Origin of the sequence: Pseudomonas sp. N2-3-1-14 (assembly GCF_041228395.1) — a bacterium.
In the GTDB taxonomy this organism is placed as follows: domain Bacteria; phylum Pseudomonadota; class Gammaproteobacteria; order Pseudomonadales; family Pseudomonadaceae; genus Aquipseudomonas.
On the sequence record NZ_CP166199.1, the window covers coordinates 1,329,670 to 1,352,367 of the forward strand.

General features: G+C 60.9%; 22 protein-coding genes. 15 read left to right on the forward strand and 7 right to left on the reverse strand.

The genetic code is table 11. The annotated features are described in order from the left end of the window. Window positions 1-93 precede the first annotated feature (93 nt). Window positions 94-1,506: an amino acid permease gene (locus AB5I78_RS06065; RefSeq protein WP_145161475.1), complete on the forward strand. Its 1,413-nt coding sequence runs from the start codon at window positions 94-96 to the stop codon at window positions 1,504-1,506. Window positions 1,507-1,553: 47 nt separating this feature from the next. On the opposite strand, the gene opgC is transcribed toward AB5I78_RS06065, so the two are convergent. The 5 genes from opgC to AB5I78_RS06090 all read right to left on the reverse strand — a co-directional run bounded on the left by opgC (window position 1,554) and on the right by AB5I78_RS06090 (window position 5,873). Then, window positions 1,554-2,678 (reverse strand): OpgC domain-containing protein, encoded by a 1,125-nt coding sequence (gene opgC / locus AB5I78_RS06070; protein WP_369300884.1) that lies wholly within the window; start codon window positions 2,676-2,678, stop codon window positions 1,554-1,556. Between the two features lie 132 nt (window positions 2,679-2,810). Continuing rightward, on the reverse strand, window positions 2,811-3,107 hold the full coding sequence (locus tag AB5I78_RS06075) for a cupin domain-containing protein (RefSeq protein WP_369300882.1): 297 nt from the start codon (window positions 3,105-3,107) through the stop codon (window positions 2,811-2,813). 58 nt (window positions 3,108-3,165) lie between these two features. Beyond that, window positions 3,166-3,450, reverse strand: coding sequence for a putative quinol monooxygenase (locus tag AB5I78_RS06080; RefSeq protein ID WP_145161484.1), 285 nt, complete (start codon window positions 3,448-3,450; stop codon window positions 3,166-3,168). A gap of 11 nt (window positions 3,451-3,461) precedes the next feature. Further along, a complete protein-coding gene (locus AB5I78_RS06085; protein WP_262210537.1) occupies window positions 3,462-5,081 on the reverse strand; it encodes an FMN-binding glutamate synthase family protein in 1,620 nt (539 codons plus the stop codon). Between the two features lie 27 nt (window positions 5,082-5,108). After that, window positions 5,109-5,873, reverse strand: a complete 765-nt coding sequence (locus tag AB5I78_RS06090) for a LuxR C-terminal-related transcriptional regulator (protein ID WP_242194448.1) — start codon at window positions 5,871-5,873, stop codon at window positions 5,109-5,111. Window positions 5,874-5,966: 93 nt separating this feature from the next. Here AB5I78_RS06090 and AB5I78_RS06095 point away from each other — a divergent pair, with 93 nt between their 5' ends. From AB5I78_RS06095 to AB5I78_RS06120, 6 genes are all read left to right on the forward strand, one after another. Next, window positions 5,967-6,788 (forward strand): carbon-nitrogen hydrolase family protein, encoded by an 822-nt coding sequence (locus AB5I78_RS06095; protein ID WP_369300879.1) that lies wholly within the window; start codon window positions 5,967-5,969, stop codon window positions 6,786-6,788. 235 nt (window positions 6,789-7,023) lie between these two features. Next, entirely contained in the window at window positions 7,024-8,349 is a 1,326-nt protein-coding gene (locus tag AB5I78_RS06100; protein WP_145161495.1) for an APC family permease, read from the forward strand. A gap of 101 nt (window positions 8,350-8,450) precedes the next feature. Beyond that, window positions 8,451-8,723 carry a type B 50S ribosomal protein L31 gene (locus AB5I78_RS06105; protein WP_145161497.1) on the forward strand — a complete coding sequence of 91 codons (273 nt, stop codon included), beginning with the start codon at window positions 8,451-8,453 and terminating at the stop codon, window positions 8,721-8,723. A gap of 168 nt (window positions 8,724-8,891) precedes the next feature. After that, window positions 8,892-10,238, forward strand: a complete 1,347-nt coding sequence (locus AB5I78_RS06110; protein WP_145161500.1) for an HD domain-containing phosphohydrolase — start codon at window positions 8,892-8,894, stop codon at window positions 10,236-10,238. A gap of 47 nt (window positions 10,239-10,285) precedes the next feature. Beyond that, window positions 10,286-10,699: an NUDIX domain-containing protein gene (locus AB5I78_RS06115; protein WP_242194438.1), complete on the forward strand. Its 414-nt coding sequence runs from the start codon at window positions 10,286-10,288 to the stop codon at window positions 10,697-10,699. Next, window positions 10,696-11,202 carry an N-acetyltransferase family protein gene (locus AB5I78_RS06120; RefSeq protein WP_369300878.1) on the forward strand — a complete coding sequence of 169 codons (507 nt, stop codon included), beginning with the start codon at window positions 10,696-10,698 and terminating at the stop codon, window positions 11,200-11,202. The genes AB5I78_RS06115 and AB5I78_RS06120 overlap by 4 nt, the downstream gene beginning before the upstream one ends. A 113-nt stretch (window positions 11,203-11,315) precedes the next feature. Here AB5I78_RS06120 and metR read toward each other — a convergent pair whose 3' ends face one another. Continuing rightward, a complete protein-coding gene (metR, locus tag AB5I78_RS06125) occupies window positions 11,316-12,233 on the reverse strand; it encodes a transcriptional regulator MetR (protein WP_057012200.1) in 918 nt (305 codons plus the stop codon). 182 nt (window positions 12,234-12,415) lie between these two features. Between metR and AB5I78_RS06130 the strand changes: the two genes are divergently transcribed. Both AB5I78_RS06130 and AB5I78_RS06135 read left to right on the forward strand, forming a co-directional pair. After that, window positions 12,416-13,435, forward strand: a complete 1,020-nt coding sequence (locus AB5I78_RS06130; RefSeq protein WP_262210529.1) for an alpha/beta fold hydrolase — start codon at window positions 12,416-12,418, stop codon at window positions 13,433-13,435. A gap of 55 nt (window positions 13,436-13,490) precedes the next feature. Further along, window positions 13,491-14,144, forward strand: coding sequence for a DsbA family oxidoreductase (locus tag AB5I78_RS06135; protein ID WP_106579421.1), 654 nt, complete (start codon window positions 13,491-13,493; stop codon window positions 14,142-14,144). Window positions 14,145-14,390: 246 nt separating this feature from the next. Here the strand turns inward: AB5I78_RS06135 and AB5I78_RS06140 are convergent, their stop codons facing one another. Beyond that, a complete protein-coding gene (locus AB5I78_RS06140; protein WP_369300874.1) occupies window positions 14,391-15,161 on the reverse strand; it encodes a MipA/OmpV family protein in 771 nt (256 codons plus the stop codon). Window positions 15,162-15,402: 241 nt separating this feature from the next. On the opposite strand from AB5I78_RS06140, the gene AB5I78_RS06145 reads away from it, so the two are divergent. From AB5I78_RS06145 to AB5I78_RS06170, 6 genes are read left to right on the forward strand one after another with little or no spacing between them, the layout of a single operon-like run. Beyond that, window positions 15,403-16,101, forward strand: a complete 699-nt coding sequence (locus tag AB5I78_RS06145) for an MtnX-like HAD-IB family phosphatase (RefSeq protein ID WP_262210525.1) — start codon at window positions 15,403-15,405, stop codon at window positions 16,099-16,101. Beyond that, on the forward strand, window positions 16,094-17,488 hold the full coding sequence (locus tag AB5I78_RS06150; protein ID WP_106579418.1) for an aspartate aminotransferase family protein: 1,395 nt from the start codon (window positions 16,094-16,096) through the stop codon (window positions 17,486-17,488). The genes AB5I78_RS06145 and AB5I78_RS06150 overlap by 8 nt, the downstream gene beginning before the upstream one ends. After that, the gene (locus tag AB5I78_RS06155; RefSeq protein ID WP_145161515.1) at window positions 17,485-18,351 is read left to right on the forward strand and encodes a carboxylesterase; all 867 of its coding nucleotides are present in this window, start codon (window positions 17,485-17,487) and stop codon (window positions 18,349-18,351) included. Before AB5I78_RS06150 ends, AB5I78_RS06155 begins: the two co-directional genes overlap by 4 nt. Before the next feature lie 15 nt (window positions 18,352-18,366). Beyond that, window positions 18,367-19,491, forward strand: coding sequence for a GNAT family N-acetyltransferase (locus tag AB5I78_RS06160; RefSeq protein ID WP_262210522.1), 1,125 nt, complete (start codon window positions 18,367-18,369; stop codon window positions 19,489-19,491). Beyond that, window positions 19,491-21,269 carry a HAMP domain-containing sensor histidine kinase gene (locus AB5I78_RS06165; protein WP_145161518.1) on the forward strand — a complete coding sequence of 593 codons (1,779 nt, stop codon included), beginning with the start codon at window positions 19,491-19,493 and terminating at the stop codon, window positions 21,267-21,269. The genes AB5I78_RS06160 and AB5I78_RS06165 overlap by 1 nt, the downstream gene beginning before the upstream one ends. Next, a complete protein-coding gene (locus AB5I78_RS06170) occupies window positions 21,259-22,656 on the forward strand; it encodes a sigma-54 dependent transcriptional regulator (RefSeq protein ID WP_145161521.1) in 1,398 nt (465 codons plus the stop codon). Before AB5I78_RS06165 ends, AB5I78_RS06170 begins: the two co-directional genes overlap by 11 nt. Window positions 22,657-22,698: the final 42 nt, after the last annotated feature.

Below are 22,698 nucleotides of genomic sequence, written 5' to 3' on the forward strand. Positions count from 1 at the left end.
ACAGGCCTGGTTGAAGTTCGCCCCCGGCTTACCGGCCTGGCGTGCGCAACGCTCGGTGGTTCATATCCAATAACAAGACGAGGTTGTACCCCTATGCCAGTTGGCAATCAGCTGCCCCATGGCGAGACCGCTCAGGGCGGCCCGCTGAAACGTGAACTGGGCGAACGGCATATTCGCCTGATGGCCCTCGGCGCCTGTATCGGTGTCGGCCTGTTCCTGGGTTCCGCCAAGGCCATCGAAATGGCCGGCCCGGCGATCATGCTCTCCTACATCATTGGCGGCCTGGCGATCCTGGTGATCATGCGCGCGCTCGGCGAAATGGCGGTGCATAACCCCGTCGCCGGTTCGTTCAGCCGTTATGCCCAGGACTACCTCGGCCCGCTGGCGGGCTTTCTGACCGGCTGGAACTACTGGTTCCTGTGGCTGGTGACCTGCGTGGCAGAAATCACCGCCGTTGCCGTCTACATGGGCGTCTGGTTTCCCGATGTGCCGCGCTGGATCTGGGCGCTGGCGGCGCTGGTCAGCATGGGCACGATCAACCTGATTGCGGTCAAGGCATTCGGTGAGTTCGAGTTCTGGTTCGCGCTGATCAAGATCGTCACGATCATTGCCATGGTGATCGGCGGCGTCGGCATCATCGCGTTCGGCTTCGGCAACGACGGTGTGGCGCTGGGGATTTCCAACCTGTGGGCCCACGGCGGCTTTATGCCCAATGGTGTGACCGGTGTGTTGATGTCCCTGCAAATGGTGATGTTCGCGTACCTGGGCGTCGAGATGATCGGCCTTACTGCCGGTGAAGCGAAGAACCCGCAGAAGACTATCCCGAGCGCCATCGGCTCGGTGTTCTGGCGCATCCTGCTGTTCTACGTGGGGGCGTTGTTCGTGATTCTGTCGATCTACCCATGGAATGAAATCGGCACCCAGGGCAGCCCGTTCGTGATGACCTTCGAGCGACTGGGCATCAAGACCGCCGCCGGCATCATCAACTTTGTGGTGATCACGGCTGCGTTGTCCTCCTGCAACGGCGGCATCTTCAGCACCGGCCGTATGCTCTACAGCCTGGCGCAGAACGGTCAGGCCCCGGCCGCCTTCGGCACCACCTCAAGCAACGGCGTACCGCGCAAGGCGTTGCTGCTGTCGATTTTCGTGCTGCTGCTGGGCGTGTTGCTCAACTACATGGTCCCCGAGAAAGTCTTCGTCTGGGTGACGTCCATCGCCACCTTCGGCGCGATCTGGACCTGGCTGATGATTCTGCTGGCTCAGCTTAAATTCCGCAAAAGCCTGAGCCCGGCCGAGGCAGCCGGCCTCAAGTACCGCATGTGGCTGTACCCGGTCAGTTCGTACCTGGCGCTGGCGTTCCTGGTGCTGGTGGTTGGGCTGATGGCGTACTTCCCGGACACGCGCGTGGCGCTGTATGTCGGCCCGGTGTTCCTGGTGCTGCTGACCGTGCTGTTCTACGTGTTCAAGTTGCAGCCCATCAATGCTGCGGCGCGTGCTCAAGCCTGACGTTCAGGCGCACAACAAAAAGCCCCGGGATCGGGGCTTTTTGTTGTTCAGGCGGTGGCCACGCGCTGCGATTGGCTCAGGCGTTGGTTGAATTCCAGCCAGGCCCCCAGCGCGGCCATCAGGGCGGCGCCAACCAGTGCGGTGACGATTTGCATAGTGAAGGCATCGCCAGCCAGGGCGTTGAGCATATCCGCCAGCGGCGCCAGTAAGACGCCCAGGCAAAATACTTCCAACGAATAACGCCCCATCCGGCAGGTCTGTTGGGCCAGCCAATTTTGTGTCCAGGCACGCCCGGGCAACAGTTTGGCGGTGACGTAGGCCAGCGCCAGGAAGTGCAGCAGTCGCACCGGTGACAGGTCGGTCTTGCTGATTGGGTAGAGCAGTTCGCTCAAGGCCGCTGGTATCAACGCGTCGTGCACCTCAGGCCAACGCCAGGCGAGGGTGAGCACACCCGCCGCCAGTGCGTAGACCGCCGCCGTGACGAACAACGGCTGGCGCAGCAGTGGCCGATTATCCTGCGCGCGGGGTTGTTGCCCGTGAATGGCCGCTGCGCCACCCAGGATAAACAGAAACTGCCAGGTGACCGGGTTGAAATACCACACGCCGTCAGCGATGGCGGCCAGGTTCCAGCCCAGGTGCGGCGCCAGCAGGTACACCGCCATCGACACCGCGACCACCGCCCAGGTCTTGCGCAGCAGCAGCGGCAGTACCAGCGGCAAGCCCGCCAGCAGCACGATATACAGGGGCAACGGGTCCATCAGGTTCGGCTTGAAGCGCAACAGCAATTCATCCACCAGCGCTTGCTGCGGGTGGGTAACGAAATGCGTCAGGCCCATCTCTTCGACCAGGTCGCGGGTTTCCACATGGCTGTTGGCGAAAAACACGATGCCCATCAGCATTGCCAGCAGGAAGATGTGCACCACGTACAACACCCAGGTACGCCGCAGGATCTTCAAGCAGGCCATCCAGTAGCCTTCGCGCTGCAGGACCTTGCCGTAGGCCAGCACCGAGGCGTAGCCGGCAAGGAACACGAAGACTTCAGCCGCGTCGCTGAACCCGATATTGCGCAGGGTGATCTGGCCGAGGGGGTTGTGGGGGACGTGATCCCAGAAAATGAAGATCAACGCCAGGCCCCGAAAAAAATCGATGCGCGGGTCGCGTCCGTTCAGCATGGCAGCGGGCTCTTGAACAAATAGTTTAGTAATGACAGGTGCACGGCGGCGTTGTCGCACGCCGCACGTCGGGCGGGCGCAGGTTGGCGGTATTTGTAAGCAATTGCAAAGGCTGGGTATTACTGAATGTCTCTAGACATCAATGATCACCAAGGTGCCTTGGCTACCGGCAAGGACGGCGTGGGCGATACCGGCTTCGACGAGGTACATCTGGCCGGCTTGCACGCGGATTTCCTCGTCGCCGATGCTCAGGCGCAACTGGCCGCTGATCACCAGCAGGCCTTCGTTGTAAGCGTGGGTTTCTTCTTCGTAGGCCTGCTCATCCATGCGCAACACCTTGATCCGCGCCGGGCCTACCTGGCCCAGGCGCGTGGATTTCCAGCTGTCGGGCAGTTTCCCGGCGAGGGCGGCGAAGTCGAGTAACGGCATGTGAATCTCCTGGTTTCAACGATGCCGTCGGTGGTCCGGTTCAGCAGCAATAAGGAATTTAGAACGCATCCATCAACACGAACCGGCAGGGCTTGGCCTGATGTGCATTGATCTGCGGCACCAGCCGGGTGAAGTGTTCGGTCTGGCAGTGAGCATCCAGCGCGGCCTGATCGGGCCATAGCTCGATGAACACGAAGTGCCCGGGGTCTTTCTGATCGACAAACAGCTCGTAGGCAATACACAGCGGTTCCAGGCGGGTTTTTTCCACCAGTTCGGCATACCACGGGCGCACGGTTTCCACGTGTTCGGGCTTGATGAAATCTTCAGCGATGACTTTGAGCATGGCCGGTCTCCTCACGCAGCTTCGACGTCATTCGGCTCAAAACTGTCCGCGCGTGCCATCTGCCACATGCGCGAATAGAACTGGCCATTTACTTCACCGGTGAGCAATTCACCGGGCTTGAGGAACACATGCAGTTGCGAGAACAGTTTGATTTCAGTCGCCGACATGCGTCGTACCAGGTGCTTGGCCGACAGCTGCGAGGGATGATCCAGACCGGCTGCGGCGAGCATTTCCGCCAGGGCCTTGAGGGTGTTGCGGTGAAAGTTGAACACGCGCTGGGCTTTGTCCGGGACCACCAGCGCACGTTGGCGCAGCGGGTCCTGGGTGGCGACGCCGGTCGGGCACTTGTTGGTGTGGCAGCTCTGCGACTGGATGCAGCCGATGGCAAACATGAAGCCGCGCGCGGCGTTGGCCCAGTCGGCGCCGATGGCCAGGACGCTGGCGATATCGAACGCGCTGACGATCTTGCCGCTGGCGCCGAGCTTGATCTTGTCACGCAGGTTCAGGCCCACCAGCGTGTTGTGCACAAACAGCAGACCTTCACGCAACGGCACACCGATGTGGTCGGTGAACTCCACCGGCGCGGCGCCGGTGCCGCCTTCCTTGCCGTCGACCACGATAAAGTCCGGGAGGATGCCGGTTTCGAGCATGGCCTTGGCAATGCCCATGAACTCCCACGGGTGGCCCAGGCAAAACTTGAAGCCCACCGGTTTGCCGCCGGACAGTTCGCGCAGTTGGGCGATGAACTGCATCATTTCAATCGGCGTGGAAAACGCGCTGTGGCGCGACGGCGAGATGCAGTCTTCGCCCATCATGATGCCGCGGGTCTCGGCAATTTCCTGGGTGACCTTGTGCTTGGGCAGGATCCCGCCATGGCCGGGTTTTGCGCCCTGGCTCATCTTGATTTCGATCATGCGCACTTGCGGGTTCTGCGCCTGCGCGGCGAAGCGTTCCGGGTCGAAGCGGCCATCGCTGGTGCGGCAGCCGAAGTAGCCGCTGCCCAGTTCCCAGGTCAGGTCGCCGCCGTTTTCGCGGTGGTACGGGCTGATGCTGCCTTCGCCGGTGTCGTGGGCAAAGTTGCCGAGCTTGGCGCCCTGGTTCAACGCGCGAATGGCGTTGGCGCTCAACGAGCCGAAACTCATGGCCGAGATATTGAACACCGACGCCGAGTACGGCTGCTTGCACTGCGGGCCGCCGACCATCACGCGGAACGCGCTCGGGTCACTCAACGGCGCTGGGCGCATGGAGTGGCTGATGAATTCGAAGCCGGATTGATACACGTCGATCAGGGTGCCGAAGGGTTTGTCGGCGGTTTCGTTCTTGGCGCGCGAATAAACCAGTGAGCGTTGTGCGCGTGAGAAGGGCAGCGCATCGCTGTCGGATTCAAGCAGGTACTGGCGGATTTCCGGGCGGATGGCCTCCACCAGGTAACGGATATTGCCCAGTATCGGGTAGTTGCGGCGCACCGCGTGGGGGCTTTGCAGCAGGTCGAGCAGACCGATCAGGCTGAGCACGCCGGTGACCACGGTGATCGGCCACAGCCATTCATGTTCGATAAAGGGGAGGCTGGCGAGGGTGAAAATGACGCACACGGCAAAGAAGGCGTAACGGCTTAGTAACGACAGGCTCATACGGTTTTCCTTGGGTTCACTCATCGGCTAGGCGTTTTGCGCCTGTAGAAAGATCGAGAACAGCTCCGACTGGGATTTGATCCCTAGCTTGCTGTACATGTGTTTCTTATGGACTTTCACGGTTTCAACAGAGATTTCCAGCTTACGAGCGATTTCCTTGCTGGAGCAACCGCTGAGCATCAAGCGGCCCACATCCAGCTCGCGGGCGGTGAGTTGCGCGCCCCAGTCATCCGTTTGCACCGGCGGCTGCGGGGCGCTGACCTGATTGAGTTCATAGGGCAGGCGCTGGCGCAGCAAACTCAAGACCCAGGGCTGGATCAGCGACAGCAGGGCGATCTGCTGCGGGTCAAACCGCTGTTTGGAGCCCAGGGACAGGCACAGGGTACGCCCATCCGGCAGGTGGCAATTGAATTGGATTTCATCGGCCACCACGTTCAGGCGGAAGTAGCGCTGGTAGTACTCGGTGAGTTCAAAGTGCTCCGGCGCGACTTCGGCCAGGCGAAACAGCCCGGTGCGTGAGTGTTCGCGGCTGGCGATGTAGAAGGGGTCGAGCAGGTACAGGCCGTTGAGGTAGTCCTGGAACAACTGGTCCGGCGTGCCGTCGGCGCCCGGGCATTCGGCGAATACCAGCGGGCGGTGCGCGTTGCTGAACAGCAATACCACCCAGCTGTCGAACGGCACGTAGTTGTCCAGCAAGCGCACGAGCTGGGTCCAGAAGTTGGCCTGGTCGAGGGCGTCTATCATTTGCCCCACCGAACGGTGCCAGGCGATGTCTTGCAGCGAGACTGTCATTCGTCTACCCCCATAGGGTTACCCCGGCGGCGTGATTTCCCCGACGGGTGTGGCTGCGCATACTGCGCCACAGATAAAACAACAGGACTTCCCATGAAGGTCGAATTTGCCCAGTTGGCAGGTCGTGATAACGGCACAGCTTACAACCTTGAGCGCGCCTTGGCGGCAATTGCTGCCTGCGCCGCCGACACGCAACTGATCGTATTTCCGGAAACCCACCTGATGGGCTTCCCGTCAGCCGAGACCGTCGCCGACATCGCCGAGCCGGTGGATGGCCTGACCGTGCAGGCCGTTATCGAGGCGGCCCGCGCACGTAATATCGCCGTGGTGATCGGCATGGCCGAGAGCGACGCCGGCCAATTCTATAACACCACGTTGCTGATCACCCCCGAAGGCATTGCCCTGCGGTATCGCAAGACCCACCTGTGGGCCTCGGATCGCGGCGTGTTCACGCCGGGTGACCGCTATGCCACTTGCCTGTGGAACGGCGTGCGCGTCGGCCTGTTGATCTGCTACGACATCGAGTTCCCGGAAACCGCCCGCGCCAACGCGCAACTGGGCGCCGAACTGCTGATTGTCACCAACGGCAACATGGACCCCTACGGCCCCACGCATCGCACCGCAATCATGGCGCGCGCCCAGGAAAACCAGGCGTTTGCGCTGATGGTCAATCGGGTGGAAGAGGGTGATGGCGGCCTGTTGTTCGCCGGCGGCAGTGCCCTGGTCGATCCGATTGGCACGCTGTTGTTCGAAGCCGGGCGCGAGGAAGGGCAATTTACCGTCGAGCTGGATCTTGACCAACTGGTGGCGGCTCGCAAGGACTACCGCTACCTCGACGACCAGCGCTTGAAATTGCCGGGTGAGGTGATCGAGCGCACGGACGGGACGCGTGAACTGCTGATTCCACACAATTAAGGCTGACCCTTTTTGTGGCGAGCGGGCTTGCCCCGCGTTGGGGCGCGAAGCGGCCCTAAAACCTGCAACCGCGGTTTGCCTGGAGAAATGCAGTGAATGTAATGGGGCCGCTTCGCAGCCCAACGCGGGGCAAGCCCGCTCGCCACATCAAGCCCGCTTGATCATAAGAAAAATGACATCTGCTTCACCGACTTCAGTTCTGCCATAAATCTAATAAATCAGCGGAGAATCGCTCATGGCTCGTTTGCAACGCACCCTGTCGTTAGGGTCGGTGGTGCTGTTTGGCATCGCCTATATGACGCCGATCATTGTGCTCGGCACCTTCGGCATCCTCGCGCAATCCACCGGCGGCATGGTACCGGCCGCTTACCTGGCCGCCCTGGTGGCGATGTTCTTTACCGCCATGAGTTACGGGCGCATGGCATCAGCCTTTCCGGTGGCCGGTTCCGCCTACAGCTATGTGCGCAAGGCCATCAGCCCGAAACTGGGCTTTATCGCCGGTTGGGCGGTGTTGCTCGACTACCTGTTCTTGCCCATGGCCATCTGGTTGATCGGGGCGGCGTACCTGCATTCGGCATTCCCTGCGGTGCCGCAATGGATCTGGGTGCTGGCGTTTATCGGCGTCACCACGGCGATCAATATCATCGGTCTGAAACTGGCCAATGGCATTAATGCGCTGCTGATGTTGGTGCAGTTCCTGGTGCTGATCGCGTTTGTCGCGCTGTGCATCCATTACATCGGGGGCGATGCGAGCAAGCCGCTGTGGACCGTCGCGCCGTTCTTCAACGGCCAGATGCACATGCCGCTGATCATGAGCGGGGCGGCGATTGCCTGCTATTCGTTCCTGGGCTTTGACGCGGTCAGCACGCTGACCGAAGAAACCCGCGACCCACGCCGTACCATTCCACGTGCGATCATGCTGATCACCTTGATCGGCGGGTTGATCTTTGTTGGCGTGTCGTATTTCGTGCAGATCGCGCATCCGTCGTTCGAGTTTGCCGATGTGGATTCGGCGGCCTATGAAATTGCGCGCAATGTTGGCGGTGACCTGTTTGTGTCGATCTTCCTGATTGGCTTGATCGTCGGCCAGTTCGCCTCGGGGCTGTCGGCCCAGGCCAGTGGTTCGCGTTTGTTGTTCGCGATGGGGCGCGACGGCGTGTTGCCCAAGTCGTTTTTTGGCACCTTGCATGCGCGCTTCGGCACGCCGGTCAACAGCATCCTGTTGTGTGGGGTTGTGGCGTTACTGGCATTGAAGCTGGATGTGACCACCTCCACCTCATTCATCAACTTTGGGGCGTTCCTGGCGTTCAGCCTGGTGAACCTGTCGGTGATCTTTCACTACTGGATCGGCGCGAAAGCGCGTGGCGTGCGTGAGTTGATGCTGTTCCTGCTGTTCCCGGCCATCGGCCTCGCGGCGGACTTGTGGCTGATGGTCAGCCTCGATCATCTGGCGATTTACCTGGGCGTGGTGTGGTTGGCGATCGGCCTGGTTTACCTGGGTTTCCTGACGCGCGGCTTCTCGCAACAGCCGCCGGAAATGGACTTCCAGGAAGCTGCATAGAAGCGACAGGTCTATTCTTATTGCAATCGGTTCTCGTTTGGGTGCATGATTTTGTGTTACTGTGTAACACATTAATTGCACTCAAACGCCCCGGAGGCACTATGAAAACTGGTATCCATCCCGACTACCGCACCGTGCTGTTCCACGACACCGCCGCCGACGTGTTCTTCCTGATCGGCTCCACGGCCGACAGTGAGCGCACCCACACACACAGCGACGGCAACACGTACCCTTACATCCCGCTGGACGTCTCCAGCGCCTCGCACCCGATCTACACCGGCCAGCAGCGCAAGACTCAGGCCGAAGGCCGGATTGCCGGGTTCAACAAGCGTTTTGCTTCGTTTGGCACCAGCCCGAAAAACGCCGAGGCGTGAGGGATTCACGTTTCACCTCAAAGGCCGCTCCAGCATTGGGAGCGGCTTTTTTTATGCGTTGATATCGCAAGGCCATCACCTTGTAAAAACCAACTAAACTACCTGGTAATCGCCAGGAGGCATTGTCCCAGACCGTAAGGAACGCAGATCGACGATCCGAGGTGTCCCATGGGAGAGTCAGTGACCTTTATCGATGCCAACCGTCCAGTGCTGCTGTTGATCGACGCCCACCCGGATGTTTTGCACAGCCTCAAGCGATTGCTCAGCCTGGAGCCCTTCGAACTGCACAGCGCCACCTGCGCCGCTGATGCCCTGGGCATTCTCGCCACTCAACCCATTGACCTGGTGATGAGCGCCGCGCGTCTGCCGGACATGGATGGTGCCTCGTTGCTGGCGCACATCCACCAACACCACCCGCACACGGTGCGCATCCTGCTGACCGGCGAGACCGACCTGACGCTGATCGTCAAAGCCATTAACGAAGGCCAGATCTATCGTTACCTGAGCAAACCCTGGAACGATGAAGAGCTGCTGCTGGCCCTGCGTCAATCCTTGGCCCATCAGCATTCGGAGCGCGAACGTGGGCGCCTGGAGCTGCTGATCCAGGCGCAGAACGATGAACTCAAGCAGCTCAACGCCACCCTGGAAAAACGTGTTGCCTCTCGCACCAGTGAATTGCAGCAAACCGCCGATATGCTCGACCTGGCCTACGAAGAGCTCAAACACAGCTATGCCACGGGCACTGAGGTGTTCTCGTTGCTGGCCAACCTGCGCTTACCGCGGGCCAAGCAAACCAACCGGCAAATCATCGAATTGGTGCGCACCTGGTGTGTGGCCCATGGCGTAGATGAGGCCAGTAACCGCGACCTGACCATGGCTGCCGCGCTCTACAACATTGGCAAGTTGAGCTGGAGCGACAGCATGATGGCCTCGCCTTCAGACCTGTTGCACAGCAGCGACCGTGAGCGTTATCGCGCTTACGCCACCCAGAGCGAATCGTTGCTGATGACCCTGGAACCGATGAAAGACGCAGCGCGGCTTATCCGCCATCATCAGGAACGCTGGGACGGCAGCGGTTTTCCCGATCACCTCAAGGGTGACGCGATTCCCGCAGGTTCGCGCCTGTTGAAACTGGCGGTGGACTTTATCGAGCTGCAAAAAGGCCTGATCCTTGAACGCCAGATGAACAGCGACGAAGCGCTGCTCTACATCCGCAAATACGCCGGTCGCCTTTACGACCCTGACATGGTCGAAGATTTTGTTTCAGTCTGCGCCACGTACCTCAATGATGTGACCCTGGGCGACCCCAGCGTCAGGGTGCTGGGCACCCGCGAGCTGGAGGAGGGCATGGTGCTGGCGCGCAACCTCAACGCCGATAACGGCATGCTGTTGCTCAACGCCGGCAAGGTGCTGAACCTGCCGCTGGTGGACAAGTTGATTGCCTTTGAGACGATGGAAGGCGCCAGGTACAGCGTGTTTATCAAAGCAGGGCATGAAGGATTGCTTTGCGAATAACGCGCTTTCTGTGATCCTTGCACCTTTGCATTCAAGGCGGTTTTTACATGACATCCACTATCCGCATCGCCGCCGCGCTGTTGATTGGCAGCGACGGCCAAACCCTGCTGGTGCGCAAGCGCGGCACCCAGGCGTTCATGCAACCGGGCGGCAAGATTGACGCCGGCGAACAACCGGCCCAAGCCTTGGCCCGTGAGCTGTTTGAGGAACTCAACCTGCGCATCGAGCCAAGCCAAGCCGTCTACCTTGGTCACTTCTCGGCCCCTGCCGCCAATGAGCCTGGGTTCACCGTGAACGCCGAGCTGTTCCAGGTGCACATCGATGTAGCGGTGACGCCCGCGGCCGAAATCGAAGAAGTGCGCTGGATCGACCCAGCCGGTGACGGCGGTTTGCAACTGGCGCCGTTGACGCGCGACGTGATCCTGCCGTTTTACCGCGCGTCGCTGACCTGCGACGCATGATGGTACGCACGCTTGGCGCCAACGACGCCGAGGCTTATCGGGCGTTGATGCTTGAGGCGTATGGCGCTTATCCGCAGGCGTTCACCTCCAGCGTGGCGGAGCGCGCGCTGATGCCCTTGAGCTGGTGGGAAAAGCGCGTCGACAGCCCGCTGGATCGGCTGCTCGGGGCTTTTGAGGGGGACGCATTGGTCGGCATTGTCGGCCTGGCGTTCGAGCCCCGTGAGAAAGCGCGGCACAAGGTGACCTTGTTCGGCATGTACGTGAACGAGGCTTATCAGCAGAAGGGCGTGGGCCGCCAGCTGGTAGAAGCAGCGCTCAGCGAGGCGCGCCGCCACTCACGCCTCAAGTTGATTCAGCTGACGGTGACCGCTGGCAACGACGCCGCCTTCGCGTTGTACCAGCGCTGCGGCTTCATCCAGTACGGCCTGGAGCCACTGGCGGTGCGCGTGGGCGAGGATTATTTCGACAAGATCCACATGTGGCGTGAACTGAACGACGGATGATGGCCAATGTGGGAGCGGGCTTGCCCGCGAAGGCGGCGGACCCGTTAAAGATAAGTTGACTGACACACCGCTTTCGCGGGCAAGCCCGCTCCCACATTTTTAATCTGTGTCGGCTAGCGCACTGCGCTGACGCCATCGAGGGTGGAAAACGACGTGTCCTTGGCCGTCAGCAAAAAGTCGCGCATGTACGGCGCGTCCAGCATGTCTGCACGAATTCCCGCATACAACGTCGCAAACAAACCTTTCTCGCCCAACCGCTTGGCCTTCACGTAACCGCGCGAGCTGTACTCATGCAGCGCCCAATGCGGCATGCCGCACACACCACGGCCGCTGGCCACCAGCTGCATCATCATGACGGTGAGTTCCGAGGTGCGCACCTGGGCCGGTTCCACGTCGGCCGGCTCTAAAAAGCGCGTGAAGATGTCCAGCCGATCACGTTCCACCGGGTAGGTGATCAAGGTCTCGGTGAGCAAATCTTCGGGCACGATGTACGATTTGTTCGCCAGTGCGTGCTGGTTGGCCACGGCCAGCATGGCTTCGTAAGTGAACAGCGGCACGTAGGTGATGCCCGGCAATTCCAGCGGGTCGGAAGTCACCACCAGGTCCAGGTCGCCCCGCGCCAGCGCCGGCAGTGGCGCGAAGGCGAAGCCGGACGCCAGGTCCAGCTCGACTTCTGGCCAGGCATCGCGGAACTGGTCGATAGTCGGCATCAGCCACTGGAAGCAGCTGTGGCACTCGATGGCCATGTGCAAACGCCCGGCGGTGCCGCCGGCGAGCCGCGCAATATCGCGCTCGGCGCCGCGCAGCAAGGGCAGGGTGGCGTCGGCCAGTTGCAGCAGGCGCAGGCCGGCGCTGGTAAAGCGCAGTGGCTTGGTCTTGCGCACGAACAGCTGCATGCCCAGGCGCTCTTCCAGCTCCTTGAACTGATGGGACAGCGCCGACTGCGTCAGGTGCAGGCGCTCGGCGGCTTCGACCAGGCTGTCGGCTTCGCGCAAGGCGTGCAGGGTCTTGAGGTGACGGATTTCGAGCACGGGCTCTCCATGAAGACGATTTGTGAAAAACAGCAATGGCGTGAGTTTGTCTCATGTTGCAAGGCGTGTCGATCATGACCGCTGGGCGCCGTTCATCAAACTGTCACGCAACTGTGGCAGCGCGCTTGAACAAACTTCATCAGACTCGCGCTCTACTGGGGTTCTGTGTTTCGGTGTTTTTCATGCGCGTGTTGTGTTTACTGGCCGCTCTATTGTTCGGCCTGCCGTCTTTTGCGGCTTCTCGATGTGACGTCAACGTCCCGACGCAAACGGTCGACCTGGCTCAGGTGAGCATCGCCTACCAGAGCATCGGCCGTGCGTCCGACCCTGCATTGCTGCTGGTGATGGGCCTGGGCGGGCAGTTGATCCACTGGCCGGACGAAGTCGTCGTGGCGCTGTGCGAACAAGGGTTTCGGGTGATTCGCTACGACAACCGTGACGTCGGCCTGTCCACGTGGCGCCAGGCGCCGGCCAGTGCCAACCTGACCTTCGAAGTGCTGCGCTACAAACTCGGCCTGCCGGTGGCGGCGCCCTACACCCTGACCGACATGGCCGACGACGCCCTGGGCTTGATGGACGCTTTGCAGATCCGCCAATTCCACGTGCTGGGTGCGAGCATGGGCGGCATGATCGCCCAGCACCTGGCGGGCATGGCGCCGCAACGGGTCGAGAGCCTGACGCTGATCATGACCAGCTCCGGCGCCGAAGGCCTGCCGGCGCCGAGTGCGGCGTTGGTGCAGTTGCTGTCGCGGCGCAGCGCGCCCAACCGTGAAGTGGCGCTGGAGCAACAGGCCGACTTGCTGGCGGCGTTGGGCAGCCCGCTGGTGAAGGACGATCGCCAGGTGTTGCTGCATCAGGCCGCGCTGTCCTACGACCGCGCCTTCAACCCGGACGGGGTCAAGCGCCAGATCATGGCGATCCTCGCCGAGCCCAGTCGTGTGCCGCTGCTCAATCAATTGCGTGTGCCAACGCTGGTGGTGCATGGCACTGCCGACCCGTTGCTGCCGGTGATGCACGGTGTGCATTTGGCCGCGCATATCCAGGGCAGCCAATTGAAGTTGATTCCCGGCCTGGCGCATCGTTTTCAGGAGGCGTTCAAGGCGCCGTTGCTGGCGGCGGTGTTGCCGTACCTGCAAGCCCATCGCGAAGATGCCGCGCATTGGGCGCAGATTGATGTGGGGCAGCCTTCGAAGGTGTTGTGAAGTTGGTGTATCGTGCAACGTTTACGGCGCATCAATGCCAGCGAGGTTGCCCACCATGAGTACTCCCCTGAAAATCGATTTCGTCAGCGACGTGTCTTGCCCCTGGTGCATTATCGGCCTGCGCGGGCTGACTGAGGCGTTGGACCAGCTGGGCGCTGAGGTGCAGGCCGAGATTCATTTTCAGCCGTTTGAGCTGAACCCGAATATGCCGGCTATCGGGCAGAACATCGTTGAGCACATCACTGAAAAATACGGCTCCACCGCAGAGGAATCGCAGGCTAACCGTGCGCGTATTCGTGACTTGGGTGCGGCGTTGGGCTTTGCGTTTCGCACTGACGGGCAGAGTCGTATCTACAACACGTTTGATGCGCATCGCTTGCTGCATTGGGCCGGGTTGGAAGGGTTGCAGTACAACCTGAAGGAAGCGCTGTTCAAGGCTTATTTCAGCGATGGGCAAGACCCGTCCGACCCTGCGACCTTGGCGATTATTGCTGAAAGTGTTGGGTTGGATGTCACCCGTGCTGCGCAGATTCTGGCCTCCGATGAGTACGCCGCAGAGGTGCGCGAGCAAGAGCAGCTGTGGATTTCCCGAGGGGTGACTTCGGTGCCGACGATCGTGTTCAACGATCAGTATGCGGTCAGTGGGGGGCAGCCGGCTGAGGCCTTTGTTGGGGCGATTCGTCAGATCATCAGTGAGGCCAAGGGCTGATGGGGCTTCGGGGCCTTGTGTACCTGTCCTGAGTGATTGAAGCAAAAGCAGATCTGCTTTTCTGTAGGAGCTGGCTTGCCTGCGATAGCATCAACTCGGTGTGCCTGATGTACCGAGGTGCCTGCATCGCAGGCAAGCCAGCTCCCACATTTGACCGAGTACACCTGATGCACTGAGCTTCAAGTGTGGGAGCGGGCCTGCTCGCGAAGGCGGTGGGCCGGCCGCCAGCCACCCACATCCAGCCCATCACTCAAACTTGTAACTGATCGCCGTCTGCACCTGCCCCTGGTTCACATCACCCGTCTGCTTGACGATGGTGCTGTTGGCCGCCGACCCCACCAGGTGCGTCCAACTGGCGCTGGTCAACAATGACCAGTGCGTATCCAGCGGGAATTCAAAACTCTGGGTCAACGTCAGGTTCTGGAAACCCGCACTGGCGTTATAGGCCCGAATGCCCGAAGCCGCAGACTCCTTGTCATCCACACCAAAAAAGGTCTGCGTCTGGCGCGCATCGGCAAAGTGCGCCATCAGGCCCGTGCTGCCGATGATGCCGCCACCCAACGGGTAACCCAGCTCGCCGCCGAGTTTGCCCAGCACGCCACTCTGATCACGCCCGCCGCCCACGGCCTGGCCGACCTGCGCGTACACGCGCCAGAACTCGGCCGGGGCGTATTGGATGAAGCCGCCGATTTCCGCCATGTCCGACACATCGCGCAAGCCGCGCAGCGAACCATTGGCCGTTCGGCCCGGCAGGTAATTGATGTAAGGGCCGGCAGTAATGCCGTTGGTGTTCAGCGCGCTCCAGGTCAGGCCGTCGTCGGTGCCTAGGCTGACACTGCCCCAGTCCAGATCGAAGTAGGGAATCGGCCGGGTTTCGTAGCGGCTGCCGGTAGGGTCGTGGGGTTGATAGCTGACACCCGCGCCCACTTCGCCGGTAATGCCGTCGGCCAATACCGTGCTGGAAAAACCCCACAGCCCGAGCAAACCGGCGAATACAGCAGAAGTAACCTTGAACATGGAGCCATTTCCTTATCTGAACATGCGCGCATTCACGCGCGAAGGGCGTCCCTGACGCAAGCACTCATCTTGTTTGTAGCAAGCTACAAAAATTGTAGCTCCTGCGACACAAAACACTCGGGCCATCGGCCAAAACCCCGGCCCTGCGGGCTTTTAGCCAGTTGGCACAATCCCTGCTCTACCCCTCCTGCAAGCGCAAAGAGCGCGATTTTCTTCAAGCCCTCCAACTCAAGGAAAGGCAATGATCCACTGGCATATCGTGTGTGACTTCGACGGGACCATCACCCCAACCGACGTCATCGACAACGTCCTCCAACGCTTCGCCGGCCCCGAGTGGGAAACCATCGAACAGGAATGGCTGGATGGGCATATCGGTTCCCGCGAATGCCTGAGCCGCCAACTGGCGCTGATCAAAGCAACCCCTGCGGAACTGCTGGCGTACTTCGACAGCGTCGAGATCGACCCGGACTTCCCGGACTTCGTCGATCACGTCATGGGCCTGGGCGCGACCATCGAAGTGGTCAGCGACGGCATCGAACAAGGCATCGCGCGCATCCTGTCGCGCAACTACGTGACCTTGCTGCCGATCCTCGCCAACCGCCTGCGCCAGGTCGACCAGAACAGCTGGCGCATCGACTTCCCGTACTCCAGCGATGCCTGCCGTGCCGCCTCCGGCAACTGCAAGTGCAAATCCACCCCGCGCAACAAGCGCGTGCTGGTGATCGGCGACGGCAAGTCCGACATGTGCGTGGCCTCCACCGCCGACTTCGTCTTTGCCAAAGGCAGCCTGGCCGACTATTGCCAAGCCAACAACATTCCTCACGCGCGCTTCGACACCTTCGCCGAAGTGACCGCATTGCTGGCCAAGCTGCCTCAGGGCATCGCGGCCAACGCCACCACCTTTACTGCTGACAACCAGGAACTCTTCCACCATGTCTGATATCCGTATCGCCACTGCCGAAGACCAGATCCTTCTGGATAAAGAAGCCAAGTACTGCTCCTACGGCGACACTGTTCACTACATCGAGCCGCCGCGTATTTTCAGTCGTTGCGAAGGCTCCTACGTGTGGGACACCGAAGACCAGGCCTACCTCGACCTGCAAATGTGGTACTCGGCCGTCAACTTCGGCTACGCCAACCCGCGCCTGAACAACGCGCTGAAACAGCAGATCGACACCCTGCCGCAAATCGCCAGCCAGTACCTGCACAAAGGCAAGATCGAGCTGTCGGAAATGATCGCGGTCGACGCCAAGAAGAAGTTCGGCCTCGACGGTCGCGTGCACTTCAACGTCGGCGGTTCGCAGTCCATCGAAGACTCCCTGAAGGTTGTGCGTAACGCCACCAACGGCAAGAGCCTGATGTTCGCCTTCGAGGGCGGCTACCACGGCCGTACTCTCGGCGCGTCGTCGATCACCTCCAGCTACCGCTACCGTCGCCGCTACGGCCACTTCGGCGAGCGCGCGCAGTTCATCCCGTTCCCGTATCACTTCCGCGGCCCCAAAGGCATGACCAAGGAAGAATACGGCAGCCACTGCGTGCAGCAATTCGCCCGTCTGTTCGAGACCGAATACAACGGCGTGTGGGACCCGAAAGTCGGCCAGAGCGAATACGCAGCGTTTTACGTCGAGCCGATCCAGGGCACCGGCGGCTACGTGATCCCGCCGATGAACTTCTACCGCGAACTCAAGCATGTACTGGACCAGCACGGCATCCTGATGGTGTCCGACGAAATCCAGATGGGCTTCTACCGTACCGGCAAACTGTGGTCGATCGAGCACTTCGACGTGCAGCCGGACGTGATCGTCTTCGGCAAGGCGCTGACCAACGGCCTGAACCCGCTGGGCGGCATCTGGGCCCGTGAAGAGTTGATCAACCCGAAGATCTTCCCACCAGGTTCGACCCACTCCACCTTCGCCTCCAACCCACTGGGCACGGCGGTAGGTTTGGAAATGTTCAAGATGACCAGCGAAGTCGACTACGGCGCGATGGTCATGGCCAAGGGCAAATACTTCCTGGAAGGCCTGCAAGACCTGCAGAAACGTTTCCCTATCATCGGCGACGTCGATGGCCTGGGCCTGGCCCTGCGCTGCGAAATCTGTGGCCCGGATGGCTTCACGCCAGACAAGGCGACCCTGGACTACATGGTTGAAGAAGGCATGAAGGGCGACATGGTCGTCGATGGCCAGAAACTCGGCTTGATCCTCGACGTGGGCGGCTACTACAAAAACGTGATCACCCTGGCGCCGTCGCTGGAAATCAGCTACCCGGAAATCGACCTGGGCTTGAAGCTGCTCGAGCAACTGCTGGTACGGGCGACCAAACGGTGAATGCCTCCGGGATCGACCTCGGTGAAGGTGATGCCGGCTTCGTTCTCGGTGAAGGTCCGGTCGGGATCCTGTTGATCCACGGCCTGACCGGCACCCCGACGGAATTGCGTCAGGTCGCCAAAGGCTTGGCCAAGGCGGGTAACTGCACGGTGTACGTGCCCACCCTGGCCGGGCATTGCGGCGACAACAGCGACCTGCAAGCTACCGGCTGGCTGGACTGGTACGAAGGCGTGCGCAACACCTTCGTGCAGGTCAAGCAACGCCACGAGCAAGTGTTTGTCGGTGGCTTGTCCATGGGCGCGGTGATGTCGATGTACGTGGCCGCCGAACACCCTGGGCAAGTCGCCGGGCTGTTGATGTATTCCACCACCTTGAAGTACGACGGCTGGAGCATTAACAAACTGGCATTCCTGACGCCGTTGTTAATGAAGATTCCATTCGGCGTACACATCTGTCGCTTCGAAGAGAAGCCGCCTTACGGCATCAAGAACGAGCGCCTGCGGGCCATCGTCGAGCGCCAGATGAAGGAAGGGGAGAGCAGTGAAGCCGGTTTGCTGACCATGGAAGGCATTACGGTGCGCGAGTTGCACCGCATGAACGCCGTGGTCAAGAAACGCATGCCCGAGGTCAAGGTACCGGCGCTGGTTTTGCACTCCATTGAGGACGACATCACCAGCCGCTGGAACGCCGACTACGTGGAGCGCCATTTGGGCGGCCCCGTGACCAAGATTCTGTTGGACAACTGCTACCACATGATCACCGTCGACCTGCAATACCGACGCGTGATCGAGTTGAGCGCCGAGTTTGTCGAGCAACATGCCGAGGCTATCCAGGCGCCCGTAGACTATCGACAGCGGGCTTAAGCCTAAGGACGCGACGTGATCACCGCTCAAGCCTTCTCGACTATCCGGGCCATCCAGCGCAGTGCCTGGAACGACTGTTTTCCCGGTGCTCTGGAGGATTGGGATTTTTACGTCGCCGTGGAAAACGCGGCCATTGATGACTTCAAATGGCGCTACCTGGCGGTTTACGAAGATGAAACGCTGGTGGCAGTGGCCGCCGCGTTCATCACGCATTATCGCCTCGACACCACGGTGTCGGGCGCCGGCAAGCGTTTTACCGAACGCCTGGAGCGACTGTGGCCGGGTGTTTTACGCTTGCCGCTGTATGCCATTGGCTCGCCGATAGCCGAGCGTTGCGATGCAGGTATTGCAAGCGGCATACCCCAGACGCGACGCCCTGTGTTGCTCAAGCAGTTGCTGAAAGCCGCGCGACAGGATGCCAGTGCCTTCGGGATTGGCCTGGTGGCGGTCAAAGATGTACCGACCGACGACTCGCACTGGGCGACCAGTTGCCGCAGCGCAGGTTTCCAGAGCATGCCGAGCTTGCCCAGCGGTCTGCTCTCGGTGCCCTACGGTTCGGTAGACGCCTACCTTGGCTCGTTGTGCAAATCGACGCGCAAGGACCTGCGCCGTAAACTGCGTGCGCCGGGCCCGCGCGTAGAGTGGCGGCGCAATATTGATGATGTGTTGCCGGATGTCATGCGCTTGTACGAGGCCACGCTCGAACGCTCGCAGCTGCAGTTCGAACGTTTGCCGGCGCGTTACTTCACCGGCATCCTCGAACGGCTTGAAGGGCGTGCGGTCTGTGTTCTTTATTGGGTGGACGAGCACCTGGTGGCGTTCAATCTGATCCTGCTGGACCAGCACCGCCTGATCGACAAGTTTTTTGGGCATGACATGGCATTCAGCCGCGAATACAACCTGTACTTTCGCAGTTGGCTGACCAACGTCGACTACTGTATTCAGCACAATATCCCTGTGTACGAGTGCGGTCAGGAAGGGTATGCCAGTAAGCTGCGCCTGGGGTGCGAGTTCCAAGGCAACAGCATGTTCTTCCGTCACCGTAACCGGCTGGTCAACAGCCTGCTCAAGCTCGTGAAAATGTACCTGAGACCGGACCGTTCCGACCCTGCCATGGCTGCTGCGATAAGCGAAACCTGATGATCACCAAAACCCGCCAGAAAGCCCGCCCCTTTGCCATTTCGCGCTGGAGCGTCCAGCGCAAGCTGGTGCTGGCGTTCTGGCTGGTCAGCGTTATTCCCACCATGATCGCCGCCGAGCTGGCGGCGACCACGCTGTCGCAGATTTTCGACAGTAACGTGCGTATCTGGCTGCAAGAGTCGACCAAGATCGTCAAGGACGAAATCGGCGACATCCTTCATGACAACGCGCGCATGGCCAAGTTGTTCCTGCGCTACACCAGCCCGCCTTCGAACAAGCAGGCCGCCAAGCACGACCGGCTGACCGCCGACATTGCCGACGCCACGGACATCGACGTGGTCGCGCTGATTCGCGTGAGTGATCACAAGGTCGTGTTCAGCACGGCCTCCGACGATGTGGTCAAGCAGATCGACCTGACCAGCAACGCGGTGCTGCAAACCGTGCAGGTGGCGGGCGTGAGTACGGGCCTGGTGGTCTCGACCTTCGAAACCACCCAGGAAGGCGTCGACTACCTGCTGTTGGTGGCGACGTACCTGGACAGCAGTTTCCTCACCAGCGTGGCCGATGTGCATTCCCTCGACCTGCGCCTGTACCTGGCCAACCCGTCGGGATTTAACGAAATCTTCTCGACCCAGCGTTTCGAAAACCACCCCTCGCGCATTCCCAAGGACGTCGAAACGGCCATGCGCGCCACCAAGCAGCCGAGCGAGCAGTTCACCAACAACTACAGCGGTCTGTATTGGCCCATCTTCAATGATGCCGGCGACCTGCAAGGGGTGATCTTCAGCGGCCTGCTACGCCATACCAGCCTGGTCGGGCTGGTGAATCAGAGCAACCTGTTCGTGCTGATTTTCCTGCTCAGCTCGGCGTTGTCCCTGGGCGCCGGCGTGCTGGTGTCGCGGCGCCTGACCAAACCGCTGCGTGATTTGTCCCAAGGCGTGGACGCGGTGATCTCGGGGCATTACGAACACCGCGTATTGGTGAGTGGCGGCGATGAGCTGGCGCAGTTGAGCAGCACCTTCAACCACATGACCGAGCGCCTGGGCGAACTGCATCACCTTGAAGCCCAGTTGCGCCGTCGCGATCGGCTGCACGCCCTGGGCGAAGTCGCCATGGGCCTGGCTCACGAGATCCGCAACCCGCTGGGCATCATCAAGACCGCGACCCAACTGTTGCACCGTCGCGCCGACCTGGCGGAAACCGACAAGCGCCACCTGGAATACGTGATCAGCGAGGTCAGCCGCATCAACGACCTGATCACCGAATTCCTCGATTTCGCCAAACCCAACCCGCCGCTGCGTGTGCTGCAGCCGGCGCGGGCGCTGGTCGAAGAGATTCTCGGTTTCTGCAGCCCGGAACTGTCCACGCATAACATTGACGCGCAGATTGACGACCAGGCACCCGGTGCGACGATCTATGCCGATGCCAAACAGCTCAAGCAGGCGTGCCTCAACCTGATTCTCAACGCCATCGACGCGATGCCCGAAGGCGGACGCCTGACCCTGGGCATTCGCAGTGTCGACGGCAACACGGTGATCAGCATCGCCGACACCGGCCAGGGCATTCCGGCGGATATGATCGAGCGGATCTTCACACCGTTCGTCACCACCAAGGCCTCGGGCACGGGCCTGGGCCTGGCAAAAGTCTATTCGATCATGGAGAGTCACGACGGCAGCATTGAATGTGCCAGTGAGAAAGATGCCGGCGCCACCTTCAGCCTGTACATTCCGGCCCAGGGTGATGACGACGGCGATGATGAGGATGGTCATGACGCATAACGTATTGGTAGTCGACGACGAGCCCAAGCTCTGCGACTTGCTGTCGTCGGCCTTGAGCCAGAACGGCATTCAGGTATTCACCGCAAGCAACGGCCTGCACGCGCTCAAGGTGCTGGAGCAGGAAGACATCGACCTGGTGATCAGTGACTGGCGCATGCCAGGCATGGACGGCCCGGCGCTGCTGGCCGAGATCAAGGTGCGTTTCCCGGATTTGCCGGTGATCGTGATGACCGCCTACAGCACGGTGAAAAACGCCGTGCAATCGATGCGCAACGGCGCTTATGACTACATTGCCAAGCCGTTCGACATCGACGAACTGGACATCACCGTCGCCAAGGCGTTGCAGTTTCGCGACATCATGCGCGACAACGCGCGGCTGCGCGCCGAACTCGATCACCATGCGCAGTTCGACAGCCTGGTGGGTGACAGCCCGGCGTTTCGCCAAGTGCTGCATGCAATCGATTCGGTGCGTGACAGCAACGCCACCATCCTGCTGACTGGCGAAAGCGGCACCGGCAAGGAAATGGTCGCGCGCGCGATCCACAAACACGGCAGCCGTGCCGACAAGCCATTTGTAGCGGTCAACTGCGCGGCGATTCCGGAAGGCTTGCTGGAAAGTGAAATGTTTGGCCATCGCAAGGGCGCCTTCACCGGCGCCGTGGCGGATCGGGTCGGGCGCTTTATGCAGGCCGACAAGGGCACGCTGTTTCTGGATGAGGTGGGCGACATGCCCCTGGCGTTGCAGGCCAAGATTCTGCGCGCGTTGCAGGAGCGGGTGATCGAGCCGGTGGGCGACCCGCGCGAGCGCAAGGTGGACGTGCGGGTGATCGCCGCCACCAACAAGAACCTGCTGGACGCGGTGGCCAATAAAGAGTTTCGCGAAGACCTGTATTACCGCCTGAATGTGTTTCCGATCCCGCTGCCGGCCCTGCGCGAACGCGCCGAGGACATCGTGCCCCTGGCCCGGCACTTCGCCCAGACCCTGAGCGCCACCGCTGGCAAACGCATCACTGGGTTCAGCCCGGAGGCCTTGCAGGCCATGGCGGCTTACAACTGGCCGGGGAATATCCGCGAGCTGCAAAACTGCGTGGAGCGCGCAACCATCGTCGCCGCCAAACCGGTGATCGAAGACATCGACCTGCCGGCGTACCTGTTTGCTTCAAAACCGGCAGAGGACGGCGTTACGGCGCTGCTCGGTGACAACCCTGGCGTGCCTGCGGACCTGGACGCGGCGCTGGCGGACGTCGAGAAAACCTACATCCTGGCGGCGTTGCACGAGAGCAACGGCGTGCAGGCTGCGGCGGCGGCGAAGATCGGGATTTCCGAGAGAAGCTTCTGGTATCGGTTGAAGAAGCTGGGGATTCAAGTGGACAAGATCGTGCGTTGATCTATCAGGCTCACCACTGATCCAAATGTGGGAGCTGGCTTG

Excerpts from the sequence above, each read along its gene's own strand:
- AB5I78_RS06065 (WP_145161475.1), top strand. The coding sequence starts at position 94 with ATGCCAGTTGGCAATCAGCTGCCCCATGGCGAGACCGCTCAGGGCGGC.
- opgC (WP_369300884.1), bottom strand. The coding sequence starts at position 2,678 with ATGCTGAACGGACGCGACCCGCGCATCGATTTTTTTCGGGGCCTGGCG.
- AB5I78_RS06075 (WP_369300882.1), bottom strand. The coding sequence starts at position 3,107 with ATGCCGTTACTCGACTTCGCCGCCCTCGCCGGGAAACTGCCCGACAGC.
- AB5I78_RS06080 (WP_145161484.1), bottom strand. The coding sequence starts at position 3,450 with ATGCTCAAAGTCATCGCTGAAGATTTCATCAAGCCCGAACACGTGGAA.
- AB5I78_RS06085 (WP_262210537.1), bottom strand. The coding sequence starts at position 5,081 with ATGAGCCTGTCGTTACTAAGCCGTTACGCCTTCTTTGCCGTGTGCGTC.
- AB5I78_RS06090 (WP_242194448.1), bottom strand. The coding sequence starts at position 5,873 with ATGACAGTCTCGCTGCAAGACATCGCCTGGCACCGTTCGGTGGGGCAA.
- AB5I78_RS06095 (WP_369300879.1), top strand. The coding sequence starts at position 5,967 with ATGAAGGTCGAATTTGCCCAGTTGGCAGGTCGTGATAACGGCACAGCT.
- AB5I78_RS06100 (WP_145161495.1), top strand. The coding sequence starts at position 7,024 with ATGGCTCGTTTGCAACGCACCCTGTCGTTAGGGTCGGTGGTGCTGTTT.
- AB5I78_RS06105 (WP_145161497.1), top strand. The coding sequence starts at position 8,451 with ATGAAAACTGGTATCCATCCCGACTACCGCACCGTGCTGTTCCACGAC.
- AB5I78_RS06110 (WP_145161500.1), top strand. The coding sequence starts at position 8,892 with ATGGGAGAGTCAGTGACCTTTATCGATGCCAACCGTCCAGTGCTGCTG.
- AB5I78_RS06115 (WP_242194438.1), top strand. The coding sequence starts at position 10,286 with ATGACATCCACTATCCGCATCGCCGCCGCGCTGTTGATTGGCAGCGAC.
- AB5I78_RS06120 (WP_369300878.1), top strand. The coding sequence starts at position 10,696 with ATGATGGTACGCACGCTTGGCGCCAACGACGCCGAGGCTTATCGGGCG.
- AB5I78_RS06130 (WP_262210529.1), top strand. The coding sequence starts at position 12,416 with ATGCGCGTGTTGTGTTTACTGGCCGCTCTATTGTTCGGCCTGCCGTCT.
- AB5I78_RS06135 (WP_106579421.1), top strand. The coding sequence starts at position 13,491 with ATGAGTACTCCCCTGAAAATCGATTTCGTCAGCGACGTGTCTTGCCCC.
- AB5I78_RS06140 (WP_369300874.1), bottom strand. The coding sequence starts at position 15,161 with ATGTTCAAGGTTACTTCTGCTGTATTCGCCGGTTTGCTCGGGCTGTGG.
- AB5I78_RS06145 (WP_262210525.1), top strand. The coding sequence starts at position 15,403 with ATGATCCACTGGCATATCGTGTGTGACTTCGACGGGACCATCACCCCA.
- AB5I78_RS06150 (WP_106579418.1), top strand. The coding sequence starts at position 16,094 with ATGTCTGATATCCGTATCGCCACTGCCGAAGACCAGATCCTTCTGGAT.
- AB5I78_RS06165 (WP_145161518.1), top strand. The coding sequence starts at position 19,491 with ATGATCACCAAAACCCGCCAGAAAGCCCGCCCCTTTGCCATTTCGCGC.
- AB5I78_RS06170 (WP_145161521.1), top strand. The coding sequence starts at position 21,259 with ATGACGCATAACGTATTGGTAGTCGACGACGAGCCCAAGCTCTGCGAC.